The sequence below is a fragment of the Agrobacterium sp. CMT1 genome (assembly GCF_037203725.1).
GTDB lineage: Bacteria > Pseudomonadota > Alphaproteobacteria > Rhizobiales > Rhizobiaceae > Agrobacterium > Agrobacterium pusense.
The window spans coordinates 302,031-324,881 of record NZ_JBBCAR010000018.1 but is presented as its reverse complement, the minus strand read 5'-3'; the positions used below and the strand labels follow the sequence as shown (position 1 = coordinate 324,881).

General features: G+C 56.0%; 22 protein-coding genes. 14 read left to right on the top strand and 8 right to left on the bottom strand.

Annotated features, from left to right (window positions below):
• Positions 1-35 precede the first annotated feature (35 nt).
• Both WA845_RS22710 and secB read left to right on the top strand, forming a co-directional pair.
• Entirely contained in the window at positions 36-572 is a 537-nt protein-coding gene (locus WA845_RS22710; protein ID WP_022555304.1) for an FxsA family protein, read from the top strand.
• Between the two features lie 102 nt (positions 573-674).
• A complete protein-coding gene (gene secB, locus WA845_RS22705) occupies positions 675-1,157 on the top strand; it encodes a protein-export chaperone SecB (RefSeq protein WP_004444254.1) in 483 nt (160 codons plus the stop codon).
• A 95-nt stretch (positions 1,158-1,252) separates the two neighbouring features.
• Here secB and dnaQ read toward each other — a convergent pair whose 3' ends face one another.
• The 5 genes from dnaQ to WA845_RS22680 are packed head-to-tail and all read right to left on the bottom strand — an operon-like array spanning position 1,253 to position 4,857.
• Positions 1,253-1,951, bottom strand: coding sequence for a DNA polymerase III subunit epsilon (gene dnaQ / locus WA845_RS22700; protein ID WP_004444252.1), 699 nt, complete (start codon positions 1,949-1,951; stop codon positions 1,253-1,255).
• Positions 1,944-2,552 (bottom strand): dephospho-CoA kinase, encoded by a 609-nt coding sequence (coaE, locus tag WA845_RS22695; RefSeq protein WP_037090046.1) that lies wholly within the window; start codon positions 2,550-2,552, stop codon positions 1,944-1,946. Before coaE ends, dnaQ begins: the two co-directional genes overlap by 8 nt.
• Positions 2,552-3,412, bottom strand: coding sequence for a shikimate dehydrogenase (locus WA845_RS22690; protein WP_037090048.1), 861 nt, complete (start codon positions 3,410-3,412; stop codon positions 2,552-2,554). The genes coaE and WA845_RS22690 overlap by 1 nt, the downstream gene beginning before the upstream one ends.
• Entirely contained in the window at positions 3,405-4,004 is a 600-nt protein-coding gene (locus WA845_RS22685) for a Maf-like protein (protein ID WP_004444244.1), read from the bottom strand. The genes WA845_RS22690 and WA845_RS22685 overlap by 8 nt, the downstream gene beginning before the upstream one ends.
• Before the next feature lie 31 nt (positions 4,005-4,035).
• On the bottom strand, positions 4,036-4,857 hold the full coding sequence (locus WA845_RS22680; protein ID WP_004444241.1) for a pyruvate, water dikinase regulatory protein: 822 nt from the start codon (positions 4,855-4,857) through the stop codon (positions 4,036-4,038).
• 409 nt (positions 4,858-5,266) lie between these two features.
• Here WA845_RS22680 and hemE point away from each other — a divergent pair, with 409 nt between their 5' ends.
• From hemE to WA845_RS22640, 8 genes are all read left to right on the top strand, one after another.
• The gene (gene hemE, locus WA845_RS22675) at positions 5,267-6,301 is read left to right on the top strand and encodes a uroporphyrinogen decarboxylase (RefSeq protein WP_004444239.1); all 1,035 of its coding nucleotides are present in this window, start codon (positions 5,267-5,269) and stop codon (positions 6,299-6,301) included.
• A complete protein-coding gene (gene hemJ, locus WA845_RS22670) occupies positions 6,298-6,843 on the top strand; it encodes a protoporphyrinogen oxidase HemJ (protein ID WP_035208036.1) in 546 nt (181 codons plus the stop codon). The genes hemE and hemJ overlap by 4 nt, the downstream gene beginning before the upstream one ends.
• Positions 6,844-7,029: 186 nt before the next feature.
• Complete coding sequence (gene rho, locus WA845_RS22665) at positions 7,030-8,295, top strand: transcription termination factor Rho (RefSeq protein ID WP_004444236.1); 1,266 nt, start codon at positions 7,030-7,032, stop codon at positions 8,293-8,295.
• Positions 8,296-8,382: 87 nt separating this feature from the next.
• On the top strand, positions 8,383-9,708 hold the full coding sequence (gene mnmE, locus WA845_RS22660; RefSeq protein ID WP_112553040.1) for a tRNA uridine-5-carboxymethylaminomethyl(34) synthesis GTPase MnmE: 1,326 nt from the start codon (positions 8,383-8,385) through the stop codon (positions 9,706-9,708).
• Between the two features lie 56 nt (positions 9,709-9,764).
• Positions 9,765-11,648 (top strand): tRNA uridine-5-carboxymethylaminomethyl(34) synthesis enzyme MnmG, encoded by a 1,884-nt coding sequence (gene mnmG / locus WA845_RS22655; protein WP_112553042.1) that lies wholly within the window; start codon positions 9,765-9,767, stop codon positions 11,646-11,648.
• An 11-nt stretch (positions 11,649-11,659) separates the two neighbouring features.
• Positions 11,660-12,277: a 16S rRNA (guanine(527)-N(7))-methyltransferase RsmG gene (gene rsmG, locus WA845_RS22650; RefSeq protein WP_112553044.1), complete on the top strand. Its 618-nt coding sequence runs from the start codon at positions 11,660-11,662 to the stop codon at positions 12,275-12,277.
• A gap of 19 nt (positions 12,278-12,296) precedes the next feature.
• A complete protein-coding gene (locus WA845_RS22645; protein WP_006700257.1) occupies positions 12,297-13,091 on the top strand; it encodes a ParA family protein in 795 nt (264 codons plus the stop codon).
• A gap of 30 nt (positions 13,092-13,121) precedes the next feature.
• On the top strand, positions 13,122-14,006 hold the full coding sequence (locus tag WA845_RS22640; protein ID WP_004444225.1) for a ParB/RepB/Spo0J family partition protein: 885 nt from the start codon (positions 13,122-13,124) through the stop codon (positions 14,004-14,006).
• A gap of 59 nt (positions 14,007-14,065) precedes the next feature.
• Here WA845_RS22640 and WA845_RS22635 read toward each other — a convergent pair whose 3' ends face one another.
• Positions 14,066-14,266 carry a DUF1674 domain-containing protein gene (locus WA845_RS22635; RefSeq protein ID WP_004444223.1) on the bottom strand — a complete coding sequence of 67 codons (201 nt, stop codon included), beginning with the start codon at positions 14,264-14,266 and terminating at the stop codon, positions 14,066-14,068.
• A gap of 131 nt (positions 14,267-14,397) precedes the next feature.
• Here WA845_RS22635 and htpX point away from each other — a divergent pair, with 131 nt between their 5' ends.
• From htpX to purH, 4 genes are all read left to right on the top strand, one after another.
• On the top strand, positions 14,398-15,363 hold the full coding sequence (gene htpX, locus WA845_RS22630) for a zinc metalloprotease HtpX (RefSeq protein WP_004444222.1): 966 nt from the start codon (positions 14,398-14,400) through the stop codon (positions 15,361-15,363).
• On the top strand, positions 15,360-16,745 hold the full coding sequence (locus tag WA845_RS22625) for a transcription antitermination factor NusB (protein ID WP_112553046.1): 1,386 nt from the start codon (positions 15,360-15,362) through the stop codon (positions 16,743-16,745). The genes htpX and WA845_RS22625 overlap by 4 nt, the downstream gene beginning before the upstream one ends.
• A 125-nt stretch (positions 16,746-16,870) precedes the next feature.
• Positions 16,871-18,538, top strand: a complete 1,668-nt coding sequence (locus WA845_RS22620) for a heparinase II/III family protein (RefSeq protein WP_034500007.1) — start codon at positions 16,871-16,873, stop codon at positions 18,536-18,538.
• A gap of 148 nt (positions 18,539-18,686) precedes the next feature.
• Positions 18,687-20,303, top strand: a complete 1,617-nt coding sequence (purH, locus tag WA845_RS22615; protein WP_006700260.1) for a bifunctional phosphoribosylaminoimidazolecarboxamide formyltransferase/IMP cyclohydrolase — start codon at positions 18,687-18,689, stop codon at positions 20,301-20,303.
• Positions 20,304-20,387: 84 nt separating this feature from the next.
• Here purH and WA845_RS22610 read toward each other — a convergent pair whose 3' ends face one another.
• A complete protein-coding gene (locus tag WA845_RS22610) occupies positions 20,388-21,920 on the bottom strand; it encodes a UxaA family hydrolase (protein WP_112553048.1) in 1,533 nt (510 codons plus the stop codon).
• Between the two features lie 42 nt (positions 21,921-21,962).
• The gene (locus WA845_RS22605; protein ID WP_112553050.1) at positions 21,963-22,655 is read right to left on the bottom strand and encodes an FCD domain-containing protein; all 693 of its coding nucleotides are present in this window, start codon (positions 22,653-22,655) and stop codon (positions 21,963-21,965) included.
• Positions 22,656-22,851 lie beyond the last annotated feature (196 nt).

Genomic DNA, 22,851 nt, shown 5'->3' with positions numbered 1-22,851 from the left:
GCAATCTGCCAGAGATGCACACGCAAGGCTAGAAGATGCGTTTTTCCTTTCTCCCAATCATCGTCCTGATGATGCCCATCCTTGAAATTGCCGGTTTCATTATTGTCGGCAAGGCAATAGGCCTGTGGCTGACACTGGCTCTCGTCCTGTTCACGTCTTTCCTGGGATTGCTCATATTGCGCCTGGGCGGTCTCGGCATGGTGAGAAATCTTCAGGATGCGGGCCGCACGGGCGCACAGCCTGCGGACGAACTCGTCAATGGCGCGATGCGCGTCGTGGCGGGCATCCTGTTGTTCATTCCGGGTTTCATCACCGACATTCTTGGCCTCCTGCTTCTGTCGCCGGCCATTCGCCGGTTCTTCTGGAAAGCCTTCGGACCGCGCGTCGTCGTGGCTGGTTCATTCAGACAGCCCGGCGCCCGGCCGGGCGATTATTCCGGTTTCAGCAATGGCCCGGGATCTCATGGCAATTCGAAGGTGGTGGATCTGGATGAAGAGGAGTTTCACCGCGACGGGCCGAAAGACTCTCCCTGGTCGAACAGGCCCGATGATCGCGACCTGCCCAAGCCCTGACGCCGCGTCAATTGCATGGCGACGACCCGATCACGAAGGGTTGTAAGCCCGGAGTCGAAATGATAGACCGCCTTCCACGAATTCACGCCGCGAGGAACCGTAATGACCGCTGAAAATGGCGCACAGGGCGCAGTTAGCCCTTCTCTCAACATTCTTGCCCAGTACATCAAGGACCTTTCCTTTGAAAATCCGGGTGCTCCTCGTTCGCTGCAGGCCCGTGAGAATGCGCCGTCGATCAACATCAATGTCAACGTCAATGCAAATCCGATTTCCGGTTCGGATTTTGATGTCGTGCTGACACTGAATGCCGAAGCCAAGGATGGCGATAAGGTTCTGTTTGCGGCCGAGCTGGTCTATGGCGGTGTCTTCCGCATCGCCGGCTTCCCGCAGGAACACATGCTGCCGGTGCTGTTCATCGAGTGCCCGCGCCTGCTCTTCCCCTTCGCCCGCCAGATCATTGCCGACGTTACCCGCAACGGCGGTTTCCCGCCGCTCATGATCGATCCGATCGATTTTGCGCAGATGTTTGCGCAGCGCGTTGCCGAGGAACAGGCAAAAGCTCAGGTTCAGGCTGTCCCGAACTAAGCAGCGGCCATCTTCCATTACAGACAAACAAAACCCGGGTTCTTGGCCCGGGTTTTTCTTTACGCAGATTTGCGATTTAAGTATCTGAGCAGGCTTCAGTTCTGGTACCGGTTCCAGATCGCCTTGTCCCCCATGCCGAGAACGAGTTTGCCGTGGGCGGCGACCGTCTCCGCATCCAGCCGCGACGGCAGGGGGCGGGGCCGTCGCAGGGGCTCCAGCGGAATGTCTTCCTCAATGACAATGGTTTCCTGCCTGGCGGCAGAGCCGAAGCCGAGCGCGGTCTGGCGGCCGCCGATCATTTCGATATAGACTTCGGCCAGAAGCTCGGAGTCAAGAAGCGCGCCATGCTTGGTGCGATGGGAATTGTCTATTCCATAACGGCGGCAAAGCGCGTCCAGCGAATTCGGTCCCATCGGGTGCTTGCGGCGGGCAAGCGACAGCGTATCCGTCACCAGATCAGCGGCGACCGGTTCGATCCCGAGACGGGCGAATTCCGCGTTGATGAACCCCATATCGAATGTTGCATTGTGCGCCACCCAGCGCGCACCTTCGAAGAAATCCCGAATCTGGTCGACAACTTCAGCGAATTTGGGCTTATCCTGCAGGAACTCGTCGGTAATGCCGTGAACGGCAAGCGCATCGGGATGAACCTTGCGATCTTCGGGATTGATATAAAGATGCAGGGTGCGGCCAGTCGGGAAGTGGTTGATCAGTTCCACGCCGCCGATTTCGATGATCCGGTCCAGCTTCGACTCCAGACCTGTGGTTTCCGTATCGAAAATGATCTCACGCATGCATCTCTCCACGGCGCGACTCAGCGGTCAGCTTCTGCAAAATGTCTCTTACCTGATCCCGGGCCGCTTCGACACCATTTCCGGAATCGATGATAAAATCGGCACGTCTACGCTTCTCCGCATCGGGCATCTGCCGGGCAAGGATCATTTCGAATTTTTCTTCGGTCATTCCTGGTCGTGACAGGACTCTTTCGCGCTGGATCTCTGGTGCACAACTCACCACAACGACTTTATCGACACGTTTTTCCGCACCCGTTTCGAACAGCAGCGGAATATCCAGAAGCGCAAATTTCCGGCTGTTTTTCCTTGCTTTCGACAGAAAGGTTTCCTGTTTTTTCCGAACCAGTGGATGGACGATTTCTTCAAGCCTTCTGAAATTAGCCGGATTCTTTCTCAAGATGTCACCGAGTTTTTCCCGGTCTACGACACCGGAAACGGTGGTGCCCGGAAAAGCTGCCTCGATCTGAGCTACGGCCTCCGCCCGATAAAGACCATGAACGACCTCGTCCGAGTCCAGAACCGGAACGCCTTCTTCGGCAAACAATTTCGCGGTTGTCGTTTTTCCCATTCCAATCGAGCCGGTGAGACCGATCACAATCATCAATGTTTCTCCATGTCCGCGATGATCAGAGAACGCAGGGTCTCATCCACCTCCGGCATTTTGCCGAACCATCGCCTGAACCCTGGTTTTGCCTGATGAAGCAACATGCCGAGACCATCGACGGTCGTGATACCCTGCTCTTCCGCCATTTGAAGGATCGGTGTTCGTAATGGCACGTAGACGATATCGGTCACCACCGCCTTGGCAGCGAGCTGCGAAAAATCGAGATGCGGCGCCTCAGCGCCATCCATACCGAGCGATGTCGTATTCACGAACAGCCCGGCGCCCTGCATGACCTCCTGCAGCGCTGCCTGGGGATGGGAAAAGACGCGTGGGCCAAAACGATCAGCCAGTTCGCGAGCACGTTCGAGGGTCCTGTTCAGGACGTGGATTTCCGCGATGCCCCGGTCGCGCAGCGACTGAATGACGGCACGGCTTGCGCCGCCGGCACCAAAAACGACCGCCCGGTCCGTTTTGTCCCAACCGGGATGCCGCTCATCCAGGTTAGACACGAACCCGTAACCATCGGTATTGGTGGCATGGAGTTTACCCTCCTCCATCCAGATGGTGTTGGCGGCACCCAGTTCTTCCGCCAGAGCATCAGGACGATCCGCCAACCGGTAAGCGGCCTCCTTGTGAGGGATGGTGACGTTGCCGCCCACGGCCGTACCGGGCTTACCTTCCTTCACGGTTGCAATGAAATTCGCAAAATCGTCCGATGCGACCTCGACTGCCTCATAGTTACCGGTGATACCGAATTTCTTGAGCCAGTATGAATGAATGATCGGCGACCGGGAATGCTTGATCGGGTAACCAACAACGAAAGCGTTTATGGTTAATGTTTCACGTGAATCAGCCATCGATGACACCCAGGTCGCGCAGTTTCGATAAAAGCGGCAGAAGCGGCAGGCCGAGGATCGTGAAATAATCGCCTTCAATCGAAGTGAATAGCTGGATTCCCTCTCCCTCGAGCTGATAGGCGCCCACGCTGCTTAGAGCTTTTTCACCCACTCTCTGGAGGTGACGGGAGACAAATTCGGGGCTCAATGTTCGCACGGCAAGTTCAGCACTGGAAACCACCTTCCATATCACCTCCCCGCCGCGAACGAGGACAGCCGCGCTGTTCAAGCGGTGAACCTTACCGGACAATGACAGCAGATGTGCTTCGGCCTCGGACATGGTCTTCGGCTTGTGATAGACCCGCGCACCGAGTGCCATGGTCTGATCGCAGCCCAGAACCAGTGCGTCCGGATGAAGCGAACCGACGGCGAGAGCCTTGGCAGTCGCGAGTTGTTGTGCAACTTCCTCCGGGCTGGCGCCCGTACGTTCCAGCCGCTCATCGAGCGCGCGCTCATCAATATCCGCTGGTATCGCCGAAAATGTCAGCCCCGCATTGCGCATCAGCATCTGGCGGGATGCGCTGGACGAGGCGAGGATCAACTCTTGTTTCATCGACTGTCTGCTCCTGATGGTGCGATCCGGATTATCGCGTCCTCGGGCGAAGGGCAAGGATGGCAGCAGCCGTTTCCTCAATGGAACGGCGTGTGACGTCAATCAGAGGCCAATTGTTGCGGGCGCAGAGCGCACGCGCATATTTCAGCTCTTCCATGATCGTGGTGCGATCCGTGTAACGGCGGCTGTCAAATCCGCCGGTTGCGCCCAGTTCGCGGTTCTCGCGAACCTGCGATATGCGATCCGACGTCGCCACGAGACCGACGATCAGAGGCCGGGTGGCGGCATAGAGGCTTTCGGGCAAAGGCACGTTGGGTACAACCGGAATGTTTGCGGTCTTTATACCCCTGTTGGCGAGATAGATGCTGGTCGGAGTTTTCGACGTGCGGCTGATGCCGATGATAACGACATCCGCCTCGTCATAGGTCTCCGGCATCTGACCGTCATCGTGATCCATTGCAAAATTGAGCGCTTCGATCCGCGCGAAATAATCCGCATTGAGGGCGTGTTGCGCACCGACCCGCCGTCTTGATGGCGCGCCTAGATAAGTCTGAAAGATGCCGATAATGGGTTCAAGCACGTTGACACAGGGCACGCCGATCGCGTGACAGCGCAAATCCAGGAATTCTGCCAGTTGCTGATCGACGATGGTGTAGAGGACAATGCCCGGTTCCTTGTCGATGAGGTCAATGACCTGCGCGAGCTGCTTCTGGTTGCGGATCATCGGATAGACGTGTTCCACCGGCATGGATGCGTGAAACTGTGCCGAGACCGCGCGGCCGGCAGACATGAGAGTCTCGCCTGTTGAGTCCGAAATCAGGTGCAGATGGAAGAAGCTTTTTTTGTTCTCCACGCTGTTTTTCTCCCGCTGTTGATAACCCGGGACAAATGTCCGAACGAGCCTGCGGGTCGAACCGCGCCGTGAATAAAGTGGTGTTTTTCCACAATCCGCAAGTGGCTTTCACCATGCTCCGGGCAGCCTGTGAATTGCTGGAAGAGTTGACACTTGTCCAACCCGATTCACAGCCTGTCCACAGGTCAAGAACTTTCCAATAAGAACATAATCCATTGAAAATTCGAGATAAATTACGATTTTTCCAGGTTGTTCAAGATCGCTGCCGAAATTTATCCGACCACCGTGCTGAAAAGATGCGGCTGCGGCATTTCGACTGGAATGATTTTAATCCTTGCTACCCACAGACTCTAAGAAATAGAAAATCTTTTAAATCTCTTTGATTTTATTTTTTTAGAAGCTGGGTGTGATGAGCGAACGCAAGGTTATGACTGTTTTGAACGGGAAGACGGTCACGCCGCCGCCCATATGGCTGATGCGTCAGGCTGGACGCTATCTTCCGGAGTACCGGGAAACGCGGAAGAGCGCCGGAAGTTTCCTGGATCTCTGTTATAATCCCGAGTTGGCAACCGAGGTGACGCTTCAGCCCATTCGCAGGTTCGGGCTGGATGCAGCGATTCTTTTTTCCGACATTCTGGTGATACCCGACGCGCTTCACCGCAATGTGTCCTTCACCGAAGGCAGGGGCCCCGCCATGGACCCGATCGATGTCAGCGGTATTGAAGAACTCGATGCGTCTGATGTCATGGCGCATCTTTCGCCTGTCTTCGAAACGGTGTCGCGCCTACGCAGTTCATTGCCGGATGAAACGACGCTTCTTGGCTTTTGTGGCGCACCGTGGACGGTCGCGACCTATATGATTGCCGGTCACGGAACGCCCGATCAGGCGCCGGCGCGGCTATTCGGTTATCAGGAGCCCGCCGCGATGGAAAAGCTTTTGGCTTTTCTCGCTGAGGTTTCTGCGGATTATCTTGTGGCGCAGATCGATGCAGGGGCAGATGCCGTGCAGATTTTCGATTCCTGGGCGGGCGTGCTCGGCGAAAAGGAGTTCGAGAATTACGCGATAAAACCGGTTGCCCGTATCATTGCTTCGGTGCGCGCGCGGCGTCCCTCCGCGAAAATAATCGCTTTCGCGAAGGGGGCGGGTTATCTTCTCAAGGACTATCGTCGTAAGACCGGTGCCGACGCGATCGGGCTGGATTGGTCCGTGCCGCTCAGCTTCGCCACGGATTTGCAGAAGGAAGGGCCCGTGCAGGGCAATCTCGACCCAATGCTGATGGTGGCGGGCGGGAGGGCTCTGCAGGATGGTATCGACGCCGTGCTGCAGGCCCTTGGGCAGGGTCCGTTGATCTTCAATCTCGGTCACGGAATCACGCCGCAGGCTGATCCGGACAATGTCACCCGGCTGGTCGAGCGGGTGCGTGCGGGTGGGACCGTGCCATGAATGACGAAAAACAGACTTCTGCGCGATCAGGAAACAGGGCCGCCCTGCGGGCTGGCGTCGGGCTGGGCGTTTTCATCGCAGTCGTCGCCCTGTTCTTTTACGTGGATCCTGCCGATCTCTATCTCTGGATCAAGGCGTTTCACATTATTGCTGTGATCTCATGGATGGCGGCGATCTTTTATCTGCCAAGGCTCTTCATCTATCATACCGATGCGCCGGCAGGTTCGCAGCAATCCGAAACTTTCAAGGTAATGGAGCAGCGGCTGATCAAGGTCATCATGAACCCGGCGATGATGATAAGCTGGGTGCTCGGACTTTATCTCGCCTGGTCGGCCTACGGTTTTTCTGGTGGCTGGCTGCACGCAAAAATCGCTATGGTCGTGCTTCTGACTGCGACCCATGTTTATTTCACGCGTAGTGCGAAACGTTTCGCCCGAGATGAAAATACCAGGCCTGCCCGTCACTGGCGGTTGATGAATGAGGTTCCAACGTTGCTGATGATCCTCATCGTCATACTTGTGGTTGTGAAACCCTTCGGTTAGAGCGGTGTAACGATAAATTTCGCGGAATTCGTGCTTTCCTCTTGCAGCAGCGATGTTCAATCGCTATTTTCGTGCCACTCATCTTCGTGGCATGTGAATTATTCAGTCATCTGCGGTCTTTCCCACAGCATCTGATTCGCGAACACGCCCTCCCCCGACATTACATTATTAAACGGTCTTCTCTTCATGGCTGAAATGAAGCTTCAGGAACTTAAGAGCAAATCGCCTACCGACTTGCTGACTTTTGCCGAATCCCTGGAAGTTGAAAATGCGAGCACCATGCGCAAGCAGGAGCTCATGTTCGCAATCCTCAAGGTTCTCGCGAGCCAGGACATCGAAATCATCGGCGAAGGCGTCGTTGAAGTCCTGCAGGACGGTTTCGGGTTCCTGCGATCCGCAAACGCAAACTATCTGCCGGGTCCGGACGATATTTACATCTCTCCCTCGCAGATCCGTCGGTTTTCGCTGAAGACCGGCGATACGGTTGAAGGACCGATCCGCGGTCCCAAGGAAGGTGAGCGCTACTTCGCCCTTCTGAAGGTCAACACGATCAATTTCGACGATCCCGAAAAGATCCGCCACAAGGTCCATTTCGATAATCTGACGCCGCTCTATCCGAACGAGCGGTTCAAGATGGAGCTTGATGTTCCGACATCCAAGGATCTGTCGTCGCGGGTTATCGATCTCGTCGCACCGCTCGGCAAGGGCCAGCGTGGCTTGATCGTTGCACCGCCACGTACCGGTAAAACGGTTCTGCTGCAGAACATTGCCCATTCGATCACGGCAAATCACCCGGAATGTTACCTCATCGTTCTTTTGATCGACGAGCGTCCGGAAGAAGTCACCGACATGCAGCGTTCGGTCAAGGGAGAGGTTGTATCCTCCACCTTCGATGAACCAGCGGTACGCCACGTACAGGTCGCTGAAATGGTCATCGAAAAGGCGAAGCGCCTCGTTGAACATGGCCGCGACGTCGTCATTCTGCTTGATTCCATAACCCGTCTTGGTCGCGCCTATAACACCGTCGTTCCCTCTTCCGGCAAGGTTCTGACCGGTGGTGTGGACGCCAACGCCCTGCAGCGGCCGAAGCGCTTCTTTGGCGCCGCCCGCAATATCGAAGAAGGCGGCTCGCTGACGATCATTGCGACGGCGCTGATCGACACCGGCAGCCGGATGGATGAGGTCATCTTCGAAGAGTTCAAGGGTACGGGTAACTCGGAAATCGTGCTTGACCGGAAGGTAGCAGACAAGCGTATCTTCCCGGCGCTGGATATTCTGAAATCTGGTACCCGTAAGGAAGACCTTCTGGTGCCGCGCCAGGATTTGCAGAAGATTTTTGTTCTTCGCCGTATTCTCGCGCCGATGGGAACGATGGACGCCATCGAGTTCCTCATCGATAAGCTGAAGCAGACTAAAAACAATTCGGATTTCTTTGAATCGATGAACACCTGAACCGGAAATTAGCCGGATTCATCTGAGATCGTTAAAGCCGCATTCGTTTATTCGAATGCGGCTTGACTGTTTTGATCGAGGTGCGCCATGCCTTCCCCTGATACGATATATGCACTTTCGAGCGGTGCCCTCCCGGCCGGGGTGGCCGTCGTGAGGATCAGCGGACCCATGTCTTTCGCCATGCTGACAGAATTGACCGGACGAGAGCTTCCGGCACCACGAAAAGCCAGGCTGAGTTTGGTTCGGAAACGAAACAATGAGACCATCGACCAGGCGCTCGTAATGTCTTTCCCTGCACCACATTCCTTCACAGGTGAGGACTGCGTTGAAATCCAATGCCATGGAAGCCGGGCAGTAATTGCCTCGATTTTTGCTGAGTTCGAGCGGTTCCCGGATGTACGTCCCGCGGAGGCCGGGGAGTTTTCGCGCAGAGCCTTCGAGAATGGCAAGATGGACCTGCTTGAAGTCGAAGGTTTGGCTGACCTGCTCCAGGCTGAAACAGAGATGCAGCGTCGCTTGGCTGTCGAACAGAGTACAGGCAATCTCTCGGCTCTTTATGATGGCTGGGCTCAGCGGCTGACCCGTGCGCGTGCGTTGATCGAGGCGGAGCTCGACTTCGCCGACGAGGAGGACGTCCCAGATTCCGTATCTGGACAGGTATGGGAGGCGATGAGACAGCTGAGAGCGGAAATTGCCTCCCATCTAGAGGCCGGCGGAAACGGCGAGATTATTCGGGATGGTTTCAAGGTGGCGCTCATCGGAGAACCCAATGCCGGGAAATCCACCCTGCTGAATTCGTTAGCTGGCCGGGATATCGCCATCGTCACCGACATTGCCGGTACGACCAGGGACGTATTGAGCGTGGACATTAACCTTGAGGGCTATCTGGTACGAGTATTCGATACGGCGGGCCTGAGGGAAACCTATGATGTGGTGGAACAGGAGGGTGTGCGGCGCGCTGTTTTGACAGCGGAGACTGCGGATCTCATTCTGGTGCTGCAGGATAACGATTCGTTTCCGAAACAAACCATCGCATCACTGTCTGCAAAGACGCATCTGCGCGTCAGGACCAAGGCGGCGTTGTCGTCGTCGACGCCTAGAGCTGAGTTCGATCTGTCGATCTCGGCGAAAGAAGGGATTGGTCTCGATGAATTGCGGTTCTTGATAAAGCGGGAGATTGAATCGCGATTGCAAGGGGTCCAGACTTTGATGCCCGCCCGGGCGCGCCATAAAAAACGACTTGAAGAGACGCTTAACTATGTTAGTGATGCGCTCGATTCTGAAGCCATGGACCTTGCTATAAGGTCGGAATATTTGCGGCTCGCAGCGACATCGCTTGGTCGTATTACAGGACGCGTCGATGTTGAAGATTTGCTGGGCGTCATCTTTTCAGAATTCTGCATAGGAAAATGATTCACGTGAAACATGGGCCGTGGACGCGCGGTTAGATCAGAACAGAGCGCAGATAGATGCACCAGTCATTTGATGTCGTTATTATAGGTGGTGGACATGCCGGTAGTGAAGCGGCCGCGGCTGCGGCTCGCCATGGTGCAAAAACCGCACTCGTGACCCATAAACGCGACACCATCGGTGTCATGTCCTGCAATCCAGCAATTGGCGGGCTTGGAAAAGGCCATCTCGTTCGCGAGATCGACGCCCTGGATGGTCTGATGGGGCGGGTGGCTGACGCTTCCGGTATTCAGTTTCGCATGCTCAATCGCAAAAAGGGTCCGGCAGTGCGCGGTCCCCGCACCCAGGCGGATCGCCGTCTTTACCGTGAAGCGATGCAGGGTGAAATTGCAAATATCGAGAATCTTACCATTATTGAGGGCGACGCTTTTGATATTGAGATGACGAATGAGCGAGTGGCTGCTGTCGTCATGGCGAATGGTAGCCGGATTCTCTGCGGTGCCGTGGTACTGACAAGTGGTACCTTCTTGCGTGGCCTTATTCATATCGGCTCCGAAAAGGTACCGGCCGGCCGTGTGGGTGAGGAACCGTCAATCGGCCTTTCCAACACTCTATCGCGGCTTGGCCTTCGCATGGGGAGACTTAAGACCGGCACGCCTGCCCGTCTGGACGGCCGTACAATCGACTGGAGCGGTGTTGATCGACAAGGCGCAGACGAAGATCCTGTGCCCTTCTCCTTCATGACCGACAATATCGTGAATCCGCAAATCGAATGTGGAGTTACCAGAACCACATCAGCCGGGCACAGGGTCATTCAAGAGAATATCCATCTTTCAGCAATGTATTCGGGTCAGATCGAAGGCGTCGGTCCGCGTTATTGTCCGTCGATTGAAGACAAGATTACCCGATTTGGCGAGCGTGATGGTCATCAGATATTTCTGGAGCCCGAGGGACTGGACGATCATACGATCTACCCTAACGGAATTTCAACGTCACTTCCGGCGTCTGTTCAGGAACAGTTCATCCACACCATACCGGGTCTCGAGCGGGTTGCGATCTTGCAGCCGGGTTACGCGATCGAGTACGACTATGTCGACCCGCGAGAACTCAAGCCCTCCCTCGAGTGTCGCAAGATTGCGGGACTATTCCTTGCGGGGCAGATCAACGGCACAACCGGTTATGAAGAAGCAGCTGCTCAGGGGCTCGTCGCCGGCCTCAATGCCTCTCTTTATGCAAGCAACAGCGATCCGCATTATTTCAGCCGGACGGAATCCTACATCGGCGTCATGATCGATGATCTGACATCCAAGGGTGTCAGCGAACCCTACCGAATGTTTACGTCAAGAGCGGAATATAGGCTGTCGTTACGGGTCGATAATGCCGATCTGCGGCTAACGCCAGTCGGTCAGCGGGCGGGAATCATCGGTTATCACCGTCAAAAGCGATTCGATAATTTTATAGAAGAACTCGGTCGGGGTCGTGACTTGCTGAAGACCCTCACGATCAGCCCTTCGCAGGCAGCAAAGCAGGGATTAAAGCTCAATCAGGACGGACAACGCCGCTCCGTTTATGAATTGCTTGCCTATCCTGATATGTCGCTTGATGTCCTCAAACAGCACTGGCCCGAGTTAGGTACGCTTCCCGAGAAAATTGCGGATGTGCTGCAAATCGAGGCTGGTTACGCTGTGTATATGCAGCGCCAGAGCGCCGACATCGTGGACATCAAACGCGACGAAGATCGAAAGATTCCTGACGATTTCGATTTTCAAAGCCTGTCCGGCCTTTCCAATGAGTTGAAACAAAAGTTGGAAAAGGCCCGTCCAGAAAACATCGCCCAGGCCGCACGTGTTGACGGTATGACGCCGGCTGCGATATCGCTGCTTCTCGCGCTTCTGCGGAAAAACTCTTCTACGCAGAATGAAAAATTGCGTCTGCACCAATAGCGAGTCGGATTATGAAGATAAACGGCCAGAGTGTTTCACGTGAAACACAGGAGAAGCTCGAGCATTTTGTCGAGCTCTTCAAGAAGTGGAATAACACCACCAATCTTGTGGCTCCCTCCACTCTTACAGAACTCTGGAGCCGCCACATCGCCGACAGTGCCCAGATATTTAATCTCTCTCCTCATCCGCAAAGATGGGTGGATCTGGGCAGCGGTGGGGGTTTTCCCGGTGTCGTCACTGCCATATTCCTCTCTGAAATTGGCGGCGGCTGGGTCGATCTGGTGGAAAGTAACAATAAGAAGGCCGCATTTCTCCGGATAGCGCTAAAGGACACCGGTGCGCGTGGAGCGGTTCATCCCGTGCGAATTGAGAAAGCACCTGCCATTCTCGAGACGTGCGATTCTGTGTCGGCCCGCGCACTGGCGGAGCTGGATTTGCTTTTCGACTATATTCATCCCTGGGCCACAAAAAATCCGGATCTCAAGGCATATTTCAATAAAGGCCGGGATTATGAATCCGAAGTGCAGAAAGCACATGGTCGCTGGCAATTTGATCTGGTAAAACATCGGAGTGCCATTGAGGCAGATTCTGTTGTTCTTGAAATCAGCAACCTCGCTCTGAGGCGCTGACAAGCTGGCCAGGTGCGGCATGACTTTGGAAAAAAACCGGATTATCGCAGTAGCAAACCAGAAGGGTGGTGTCGGTAAAACAACGACTGCTATCAATCTGGCCACAGCGCTGGCAGCCATTGGTGAGCGGGTATTGATAGTTGATCTGGACCCGCAGGGTAACGCCAGTACCGGGCTGGGGATTGACCGGCGAGAGCGGAAGCTCTCCTCTTATGATCTCCTGGTCGGTGATCACAATATTGCGGAAGTCGCTGTCCCAACCGCCGTTCCAAATCTCGATATCGTGCCGTCGACGATGGATCTGCTTGGTTTCGAGATGCAGGTTGCTACCGTTGCCAATCGAGTCTTTCTTCTGCGTGAAGCGATGGAGACGACAGAGGCTAGAGGCTATTCTTATATTCTTGTCGACTGCCCCCCGTCCTTCAACCTCCTGACGATGAACGCAATGACGGCCGCGCACTCCGTGCTGGTGCCATTGCAATGCGAGTTTTTTGCGCTGGAAGGCCTTAGCCAGTTGCTCGATACGGTCAGCCAGATAAGAGGGTCGGTCAATCCGCAGCTCGATATCCAAGGGATTGTTCTGACGATGTTCGATGCGCGCAATAATCTGGCGCAACAGGTTGTCTCGGATGTCAGGACGCATCTCGGAGAAAAGGTTTACCATACGCTCATTCCGCGCAATGTTCGCGTTTCCGAGGCCCCATCTTATGGTAAGCCGGCAATTCTTTATGATTTGAAATGTGCTGGTAGTCAGGCCTATCTGCAACTCGCATCGGAAGTGATCCAGAGAGAGCGTTTGCGTAAAGCCGCCTGACGTCTGCCGCAATCTACGGAGTGATATCTTATGAGTGATGATCTTTCCAAGCGCCGGCTGGGACGTGGTCTCGCGGCCTTGATCGGTGAAATGGACCAGCCTGTGCCCGTGGGTGAACCCCAGCGTACTGTCAGCGCTGATCGCACCATTCCGATAGAGTTCATTGCTCGTAGCCAACGGAACCCACGTCGTCACTTCGATGAAAATGAGTTGCAGGATTTGGCCGCGTCCATTCGGCAGCATGGCATTGTTCAGCCTGTGGTGGTGCGGACGGTCGGGGTGAATCGATACGAGATTATTGCCGGTGAAAGGCGCTGGCGCGCTGCGCAGTTGGCTGGTTTTACCGACGTGCCTGTTATCGTTCGTGATGTGGATGATCGAACGGCGCTCGAGTTGGCCATCGTTGAGAACGTCCAGCGCTCAGACCTCAATCCGCTGGAAGAGGCGATGGGTTATGAGCAGCTGATCGCGGAACACGGTTACACTCAGAACGATCTCGGTGAGATTATCGGCAAGAGCCGAAGCCACGTCGCCAACAGCCTTCGGCTATTGAAACTTCCGGACCCGGTACGCGACATGCTCGCGGATGGGTCGCTTTCCGCAGGTCATGCGCGGGCGCTTGTTTCCACTTCCGATCCGGCGAATCTCGCACGCATGATTGTTTCCAAGGGCTTGTCGGTCCGTGATGCCGAGAGGTTGGCTCAGAACGACATCAAATCGCAGGGCGAAGCTACGGAAAAGCGCCCTGCCGCGGAAAAAGATTCAGATACAGTCGCACTGGAGCGCAGTCTTTCTGATGCCCTCGGTCTCGACGTAAAGATTAACCACAAGGGGGGATCCGGGCAAATCCGTATCGCTTACCGCACGCTCGAGCAACTTGAGGCAGTGTGTCGCTTGTTGGAAAATAAACAATAAGTACTTGTTTTAGTTGAAAAATACCCGCCTTTGGCGGGTATTATCGTTATGGCGACCGCCTAAAAATCTATTGCGCGGCCCTTTATTTCGTAGTCGCCGAAACGAACCGGTTCGGCGCCGCCGCGGCCACCGGTTTCCGGCGGTAACTGTAGATCTGCCTGTTGTTTGCGCCGTTCTTCTGCTTCTTTCAGGGCCCGCTCAGCCGCGGGCGATAGCCGCCTCCGCTGCTCCGCGCCGTTGTCGTTATCCGCATCCTGCATGAGAAACCCTCCCTATAACGGGATATTGAAATATGTTTGCCGTTTCCCAGATTATATACCCATAGGGATTTTTTAAACCCCGGAATAATCCGGCGATGAGAATTCCGGCCACGACAGGGAGATTTCAGCGGATGAACATGATGCGCACGGCAATGCTTCTGGCCTTCATGACGGCATTGTTCATGGGCGTCGGTTTTCTGATCGGGGGCAAGGGCGGCATGATGATTGCTCTCGTCATGGCTGCCGGCATGAATCTTTTTTCCTACTGGAATTCAGATAAGATGGTTCTCTCGGCCTATCATGCCCGGGAAATCGATGAGGCGAATGCGCCTGAGTTCTTCCACATGATCCGCGATCTCTCACATAATGCCGGCCTGCCGATGCCGAAAGTCTATATTTATGACAGCCCGCAGCCAAACGCCTTTGCGACGGGAAGGAACCCGCAAAACGCCGCTGTTGCTGCTTCAACGGGTCTGCTGGAGCGTTTGACGCCCGAGGAAGTGGCAGGTGTGATGGCACATGAACTGGCGCATGTGCAAAACCGGGATACGCTGACAATGACAATTACCGCTACGCTGGCGGGTGCGATTTCCATGCTCGGCAATTTTGCGTTCTTCTTTGGCGGCAATCGGGAAAACAATAATAACCCTCTCGGATTCATCGGCGTCCTGGTTGCGATGATCGTCGCACCGCTTGCCGCAATGCTGGTCCAGATGGCGATCAGCCGAACTCGCGAATATTCCGCCGACCGGCGTGGCGCTGAAATCTGTGGCAATCCTCTCTGGCTTGCATCGGCGCTGCAAAAGATTTCCGGCATGGCGCAGCGTATCCACAATGACGACGCGGAGCGCAATCCGGCAACAGCGCATATGTTCATCATCAACCCGCTCTCGGGTGAACGTATGGACAATCTCTTTTCCACGCACCCGAATACGGAAAACCGGGTGGCGGCGTTGCATGCGATGGCACAGGAGTTTTCCCCGCGAGGATCGACGCCGCCGCCATCGGGTGATAGACCTCAGCGCAAATCGGGTTCGGTTCCCAAGACAGGCTGGGGACGGGGCAATGAAAATGAGCGCAAGGGACCTTGGTCTTGACATCAGATATTCAAAATAGGCCGTCACGGTCCAAAAAACCGAGGTTGGCGCAAGGCAGGGGCCGTGAAGACGGCCCTTCGTCTTTCCAGGACAAACCCGGACTTCCTGCGCGCATAGCTGCCGCCCGCATATTGGCCGCCGTTCTGGAAAAGAAAACCTCGCTGGACGGTATGCTGGACAGCGAAAATGGCAATCCTGTTTATCGCGCGCTGTCGCCCGCGGACAGAGCGCTGGTGAGAGCCATCGTCAATAGCGCGCTTCGTCACCTCCCTCGGATCGAAACGGCGCTGTCAATGCTGCTGGATGGCCCGTTGCCACAGGGTGCGCGGTCATTGCACCACATTCTCGTCGTTGGCGCGGCGCAGATGCTCTACCTTGATGTCCCTGATCACTCGGCCGTCGATCTCGCTGTCGAGCAGGCGCATCGTGATCCACGCAACAGGCGCTTCGTAAAGCTGGTCAACGCGGTTCTGCGAAGGCTGGGTCGTGAGAAGGCCGAAATCGAAAAGGCCGTCGCCAGTGTGTCGGTCCTGCCGGACTGGTTCTACGCAAGGCTGGTTTCGGCCTATGGGCATGAGGTGGCGCAACGCATCTCTCACGCGCAGCTCACACCTTCTTCCATCGACCTTACCGTCAAGGCCGATCCTGCCCTCTGGGCTGAGAAGCTGGGCGGAACCGTCATGCCGAATGGCAGCGTGCGCCTGGGTGAATTTGAAGGCCAGATACCTTCTCTTGAAGGTTTTGCGGAAGGTGCCTGGTGGGTGCAGGATCTTGCAGCCAGCATGCCCGTGCGATTAATGGGAGATATCTCAGGCAAGCGTGTCGCCGATCTCTGCGCCGCTCCGGGCGGCAAGACGGCCCAGCTTGCACTTGCGGGTGCGAAAGTGACGGCGCTGGATCAGTCTGGCAATCGTCTTCGTCGCCTGAGGGAAAATCTCGACCGGCTTGGCCTTCAGGCTGAAACGGTTGAGGTCAATATGTTGAAGTATCAGCCGGAGCAGCTTTTTGACGCTGTTCTTCTCGACGCACCCTGCTCTTCAACCGGGACATTGCGCAAACATCCCGATGTTTGCTGGACGAAGGACGAGGCCGATATTGCCAAGCTGGCTGCCCTGCAGGGCCAGATGTTGCGGCACGCGCTGACGCTGGTTGCACCAGGCGGTATTGTGGTGTTTTCCAATTGCTCGCTCGATCCTTCCGAAGGTGAGGCGATGATTGCCGAAGTCCTGGCGGAAAATCCCGATGTAGAACGTCTCGCCGTCCACCGTGAGGATTGGCCGGGAATGGAAGCGGCGATCAACGCCGAGGGTGACTTTCGCACCACGCCCGACATGTTCGGGGGGGTCGATGGGTTTTTTAGCAGTGTCTTGCGTAAGAAGTAGAAAAAAGCCAAGCTTTCGCGAATCATTGGATAATTGTCGATAACGTTCCGGTCATCACGGTTCACTGATAAAAACAAAACATGTGAAACGGGAAACACAGCTTGTTAGGGTCCTTTGCAGGCAGCATGAATGCCGCCGGTCTTCTTTCGCGGATGGCGTATCGCCATCTGTGTGTCGGCCTCACGCCGCTACGTCTGCATGTTTCACGTTTTGCTAATCGTGCGCCGGAGGGGCTGGTTGCGGCACCGACGGATCTTCGGGCAATCGATCCCTATTTTGCCGAGGAGTTGCTGCGCGGCCGTATCGCGCTTGCCGGCCGTGTCATGGAAACCGGTGGCCACTCGCCTTTTCAGGTGGAATATCCTTCGCTTGTTTTTGAAGAGCGGCTGCATGCGTTTAGCTGGCTGCGCCACATCCGTTCCGACAGATCGAGCGAGGCATGCAGGAAGGCCCGCCGTATCGTCGCCGAATGGATGGCCATCCATGGCAAAAAGCTTGCGGGGGTTGCGTGGGCTCCGGAAATCGCGGCGCAGAGATTGATCGCCTGGCTTTCCCACTCGCCCGTGGTCCTGTACGAAGCAGATGCGGGGTTTTATCGCCGGTTTCTGAAAAGCCTGGTCTTTCACGTGCGTTACCTCGAGAAAATCGTCAGGCACGCGCCGGATGGGGAGGTGAGACTGCGGATCAGGATCGCGCTTGCCATGGCTTCTATCGCCATGCCCACCCGGATGTCGCGGATCGCGCGGCACGGAATGAAGCTGGCTCAGGAAATGGAGCGGCAGATCCTGCCCGATGGCGGGCATGTGTCCCGCAATCCGCGCGTGATGCTGGATCTGCTGCTCGACCTTTTGCCCCTTCGACAAAGCTATATCAATCTCGGCCATGACCTGCCGTCCGGGTTGGTTCCTGCGATAGACCGCATGTTTCCGGCGATACGGTTTTTTCGGCACCAGGGCGGCGATCTCGCCTTGTTCAACGGCGCGACGGCCACGCTCGCCAATGAGCTTGTTTCGGTGCTCCGTTATGATGAGACAGCGGGCCGGCCTTCAAAGGTGTTGCCGGATGTGAATTATCACCGCCTTGCCGCGGGCGAAACGGTGGTTATCGTGGATACGGGCTATCCTGGCTCGGCCGAGCTTTCACGTAACGCGCATTCGGGCTGCCTCTCTTTCGAAATGTCATGCGGAAAAAACCGCTTCATCGTCAATTCCGGGTTTCCGCGAAACGCGGCGCCTGAATATCAACGGGCTAGCCGGTCGACCGCTGCTCATTCCACCGTCACGCTCGCCGACACATCTTCATGCAGACTGTCGCGGTCCAGATTGCTCGGACCGATCATGGTTTCGGGTGTCAGCCAGGTCGATAGCCGGCGCGAAACGGGTGCAAACGGCAATGATGTCCTGTGGGCGGCGCATGACGGATATCTTCACAACTTCGGCTGTTATCACGAACGGGAGATGGAGCTGAATGCCGCTGGCACCAAGATAAAGGGTCGTGACCTGCTAAGGGCCGATCACAATGCCGCAAACGCGCAGACCCAGTCGGTCTCGGCGGTTTCGCGTTTCCACATCCACCCCCATATCCAGCTGCACCAGCGGGATGATGAGTCAATTTATCTTGAGGCCGCGGACGGAACCACTTGGCTGTTGACGGCACCGGGGTTGGAGCTTTTCGTGACCGAGGACGTGTTCATGGCCGATGCGTCCGGCATGCGGCCATCGCAGCAGATCGAGCTACCGTTCAATCTCGCCAACACGCGGGAGATTCGTTGGCTTATCGAGCGTCAGGCCTGAGCGTTTCCCCTGGAATTCGGCAAAAATACCCTAGTTTTTATCCTTCGACGTCCCCGCTGTTTATTCTTGCGGTAAGCTGTGTTAACGCGGCGGCAATTGCTGGAAAACCCGTTCCAGCCTGTCCTCCCCGTTTAACGGAGTATATTCGATGGCCGTCGTATCCAAAAAAATTCCCGCTCCCGACAAGGTCAAAATTCGCACGGCGCTGCTCTCCGTGTCCGACAAGACCGACATTATCGAGCTGGCGACAGTTCTGTCCAAACTCGGCGTCAAGCTGCTCTCGACGGGCGGAACGGCAAAGGCTATTGCCGATGCGGGTCTGCCGGTGACGGATGTCTCCGAGGTCACCAATTTTCCCGAGATCATGGATGGCCGCGTCAAGACCCTGCATCCCAACGTGCATGGTGGGCTTCTGGCAATCCGGGATGATGCCGAACATGTGGATGCGATGAAGGCTCACGGTATTGAGGCGATCGATCTTTCTGTCATCAATCTTTATCCGTTCGAGGACGTTCGCGCCAAGGGCGGCGATTATCCGACCACGGTGGAAAACATTGACATTGGTGGTCCGGCCATGATCCGGGCATCGGCGAAGAATCATGCCTATGTGACCGTGGTGACCGATCCGTCCGATTATCCTGATCTGGTTGAAGCCCTGCAGGCCGATGACGGACAGACAAGCTATGCGCTGCGCCAGCGCTTCGCCGCCAAGGCCTATGCCCGCACGGCTGCTTATGACGCAATGATTTCCAACTGGTTTGCCGAGGCGCTCGCTATCGAAACCCCTGACTACCGCGCCATTGGCGGCGTGCTGAAGGAAAAGATGCGTTATGGCGAAAACCCGCACCAGAGCGCCGGTTTTTATCTGACCGGAGAAAAGCGGCCTGGCGTGGCAACAGCGACGCTTCTTCAGGGCAAGCAACTGTCCTACAATAATATCAACGACACCGACGCCGCCTACGAACTGGTTGCGGAGTTCCTGCCGGAAAATGCGCCGGCCGTTGCAATCATCAAGCACGCCAATCCCTGTGGCGTCGCGACCGGTCCGACGCTTGCAGAAGCCTACCGGCGAGCGCTGGCATGCGATTCCGTCTCGGCCTTCGGTGGCGTCATCGCTCTCAACCGCACGCTTGATGCGGAAACGGCGGAAGAGATCGTCAAGCTTTTCACTGAAGTCATTATCGCACCTGATGTTACAGAAGAAGCAAAATCGATCATTGCCCGCAAACCTAACCTGCGACTTCTGGCAGCCGGCGGCCTGCCTGACCCGCGCGCGGCCGGCATTACCGCAAAGACGGTTTCGGGCGGCCTTCTGGTCCAAAGTCGCGATAATGGCATGGTCGAAGATCTGGATCTCAAGGTCGTCACCAAGCGCGCGCCGACGGCGCAGGAACTTGAAGACATGAAGTTTGCCTTCAAGATCGCCAAGCACGTGAAATCCAACGCCGTCATCTACGCCAAGGACGGTCAGACAGCGGGTATCGGCGCCGGCCAGATGAGCCGTGTCGACTCAGCCCGTATCGCGGCTCAGAAGGCCGAAGATGCCGCCAGGGCTCTCGGTCTGGCTGAACCGCTGACCCGTGGCTCTGCCGTCGCTTCGGAAGCCTTTTATCCCTTTGCCGATGGCCTGCTTGCGGCGATTGCCGCTGGTGCGACTGCCGTTATTCAGCCCGGCGGTTCCATGCGCGATCAGGAAGTGATCGACGCAGCCAATGAGCACGATGTTGCGATGGTCTTTACTGGCATGCGTCACTTCCGCCATTAAGCGCAATATGATCAGAAATGAACAAGGCCCGAAGAATCGCTCTTCGGGCCTTTTTTGTTTCACGTGGGACAGTGGGGTGAGGGCTCAGGTCACTGCGCCGACCTGCCAGGGCACGAATTCATTATCGCCATAGTCGTAGATCTCGCTGACAGTCTTGTTGCCGGAGGCCACCGCTATGATGTGTTCGAAAATTCTTTCGCCGGATTCTTCGATTGTTTCGTTCCCGGTAACGATCTCGCCGCAGTTCAAATCCATATCTTCCTTCATGTGTTCATACATTTCGGAATTTGTGGCGATCTTGATGCATGGTGCAGGCTTGAAGCCGGAAACCGAGCCGCGGCCGGTGGTGAAACAGATGACGTTACAGCCGCCGGCAACCTGCCCTGTCACGGCAACAGGGTCGTAACCGGGTGTGTCCATGAAGACGAAACCCTGCTCCGTTACTGTCTCCGCAAATTCGTACACCGCCTTCAACGGCATGGATCCGCCCTTGGCGACCGCGCCCAGCGATTTCTCCAGAATGGTTGTCAGGCCGCCAAGCTTGTTGCCGTGAGAGGGGTTGTTGTTGAGTTCATCGCCGTTACGAGCCGTGTAATCACGCCACCAGTCGATGCGCTGCAAAAGCTTTTCGGCGACGGCAGGGGTGATGGCGCGCTTGGTCAAAAGATGTTCGGCGCCGTAAATCTCCGGCGTTTCGGAGAGAACTGTGGTGCCGCCATTGCGGACGATGAGGTCGGAGGCATATCCGAGGGCCGGGTTGGCGGAAATGCCGGAGTATCCGTCGGAACCGCCGCATTCCAGCGCCACTTTCAGCTTTGAAAGAGGCTGTTCAGTACGGCGTGCGGCATTGACCATCGGCAGCATGGCCTTAATCTCTGCAATTGCCGCGTCGATCGTTTTGCGGGTGCCGCCATGCTGCTGGATTGTCATGGTGCGCAGCCGGTCGCCCTCCTCCATCTTGTAATGTTCGAGGATAGGCGCGATCTGGTTGGTCTCACAGCCCAAGCCGATCAACAGGATGCCACCAAAATTGGGATGGCGGGCATAGCCCTGGATGGTGCGGATCAGCAGACGGTAGCCTTCCGATTTTGTATTCAGCGCGCAGCCGCCGCCGTGGGTCAGCGCCACGACGCCATCGACGTTGTCGAAACCATCAAGGCCGCCCTGCTTGTTGAAATAATCGGCGATATAGCGCGACACCGTGGCGGAACAGTTCACAGAAGCGATGACGCCGATATAGTTTCTCGTTCCGACACCGCCGAGGCCACGGTCATATCCCATGAAGGTACGGCGCTCGGCCTCCGGCACCATGCCCTTCTCCTCAATGTCGACGCTGAACTGATGCGCGTGTTCGGAAGGCACCATGGCAAGATTGTGCAGGTGCACGTGCCGGCCAGGTTCGATGTCCTGGGTGGCAATGCCAATCACCTGCCCGTATTTCAGCACCTCATCTCCGGATCTGATGAATTTAAGGGCCACCTTGTGCCCGCGCCCAATCAACTCCAGCGCCGCCAGATCGCCCCTGCCCGTCGCGCCGCCCGCCGGGATGGACCGACGCGCCACCGCAACGTTGTCGTTGGCGTTCAGCAAAATGGTTGCCTCGGAATTCTTACTCACGGATGTTCCTCCTCCCGGTATATTGCCTGCTATGTTCCTGAATTAGTTTTCGACCCAGCGTCTCTTAGAACCTTCCAGATGGGTATGCATGGCGGCCTGCGCCAACAGCGGGTCTTTCAGTTCAAGCGCGGCGAGAATGGCCTCGTGTTCCTGAAGAGCATGGGTCCAGGTATCGCGGTCTTCAAACTTCACGCGGAGCTGGGCCGAAATGGGGCTATGGCGCTCATCGAAAAGGTTGGCCACCATTCGGGCTAAAACGCTGTTACCGGATTGCTCGGCTATTGTGACGTGAAACAGCCGGTCCTGATCCAGCGGCTTGCGACCGGCCTCTATTTCCCTCCGCATGGTGTTGAGTATCTGGCGCAGGGTCGCGATCGTTTCATCGGTCATCCAGCTTGCCGCCAGCACGATGGTGGCACCCTCCAATGCGGCGCGCGCCTGCATCAGTTCGGAGGGGCTGTCGCCAAGCGATTTGGTATGGTGGGTCGTCTGCAGCGCTTCCGCCGAAACATAGACGCCGGAACCCATACGAATTTCTACTGTGTTGTCGATCTCAAGCGCAATCAGGGCCTCGCGCAGCGAAGGCCTCGATACACCGAGCTTCTGAGCCAGTTCCCGCTCAGCGGGAAGCCGCGTACCGGGCAGGAATTCACCCAGATCGATGAGTTCGCGTATCTGGTCTGCAATCTGCTGATAAAGCCTGCGCGGCTCCGCTATTTTGGCCTGACCACTCATGAGTTTTACGACAAGTCCTGTCTGAAGATCATATTTGGCCTTACCGTAGCGCCAAGCGTATCAATACGCAAGGAATTACTTAAATACTTGTAATTAAATATTTTTTTCCGATATAGTTTAGATATAATATTTTCGCTCTGGGTCTAGATTCGCAAATTGTCAGCTAATTGGCTTGACCATTTTAAAAAACCGGCCT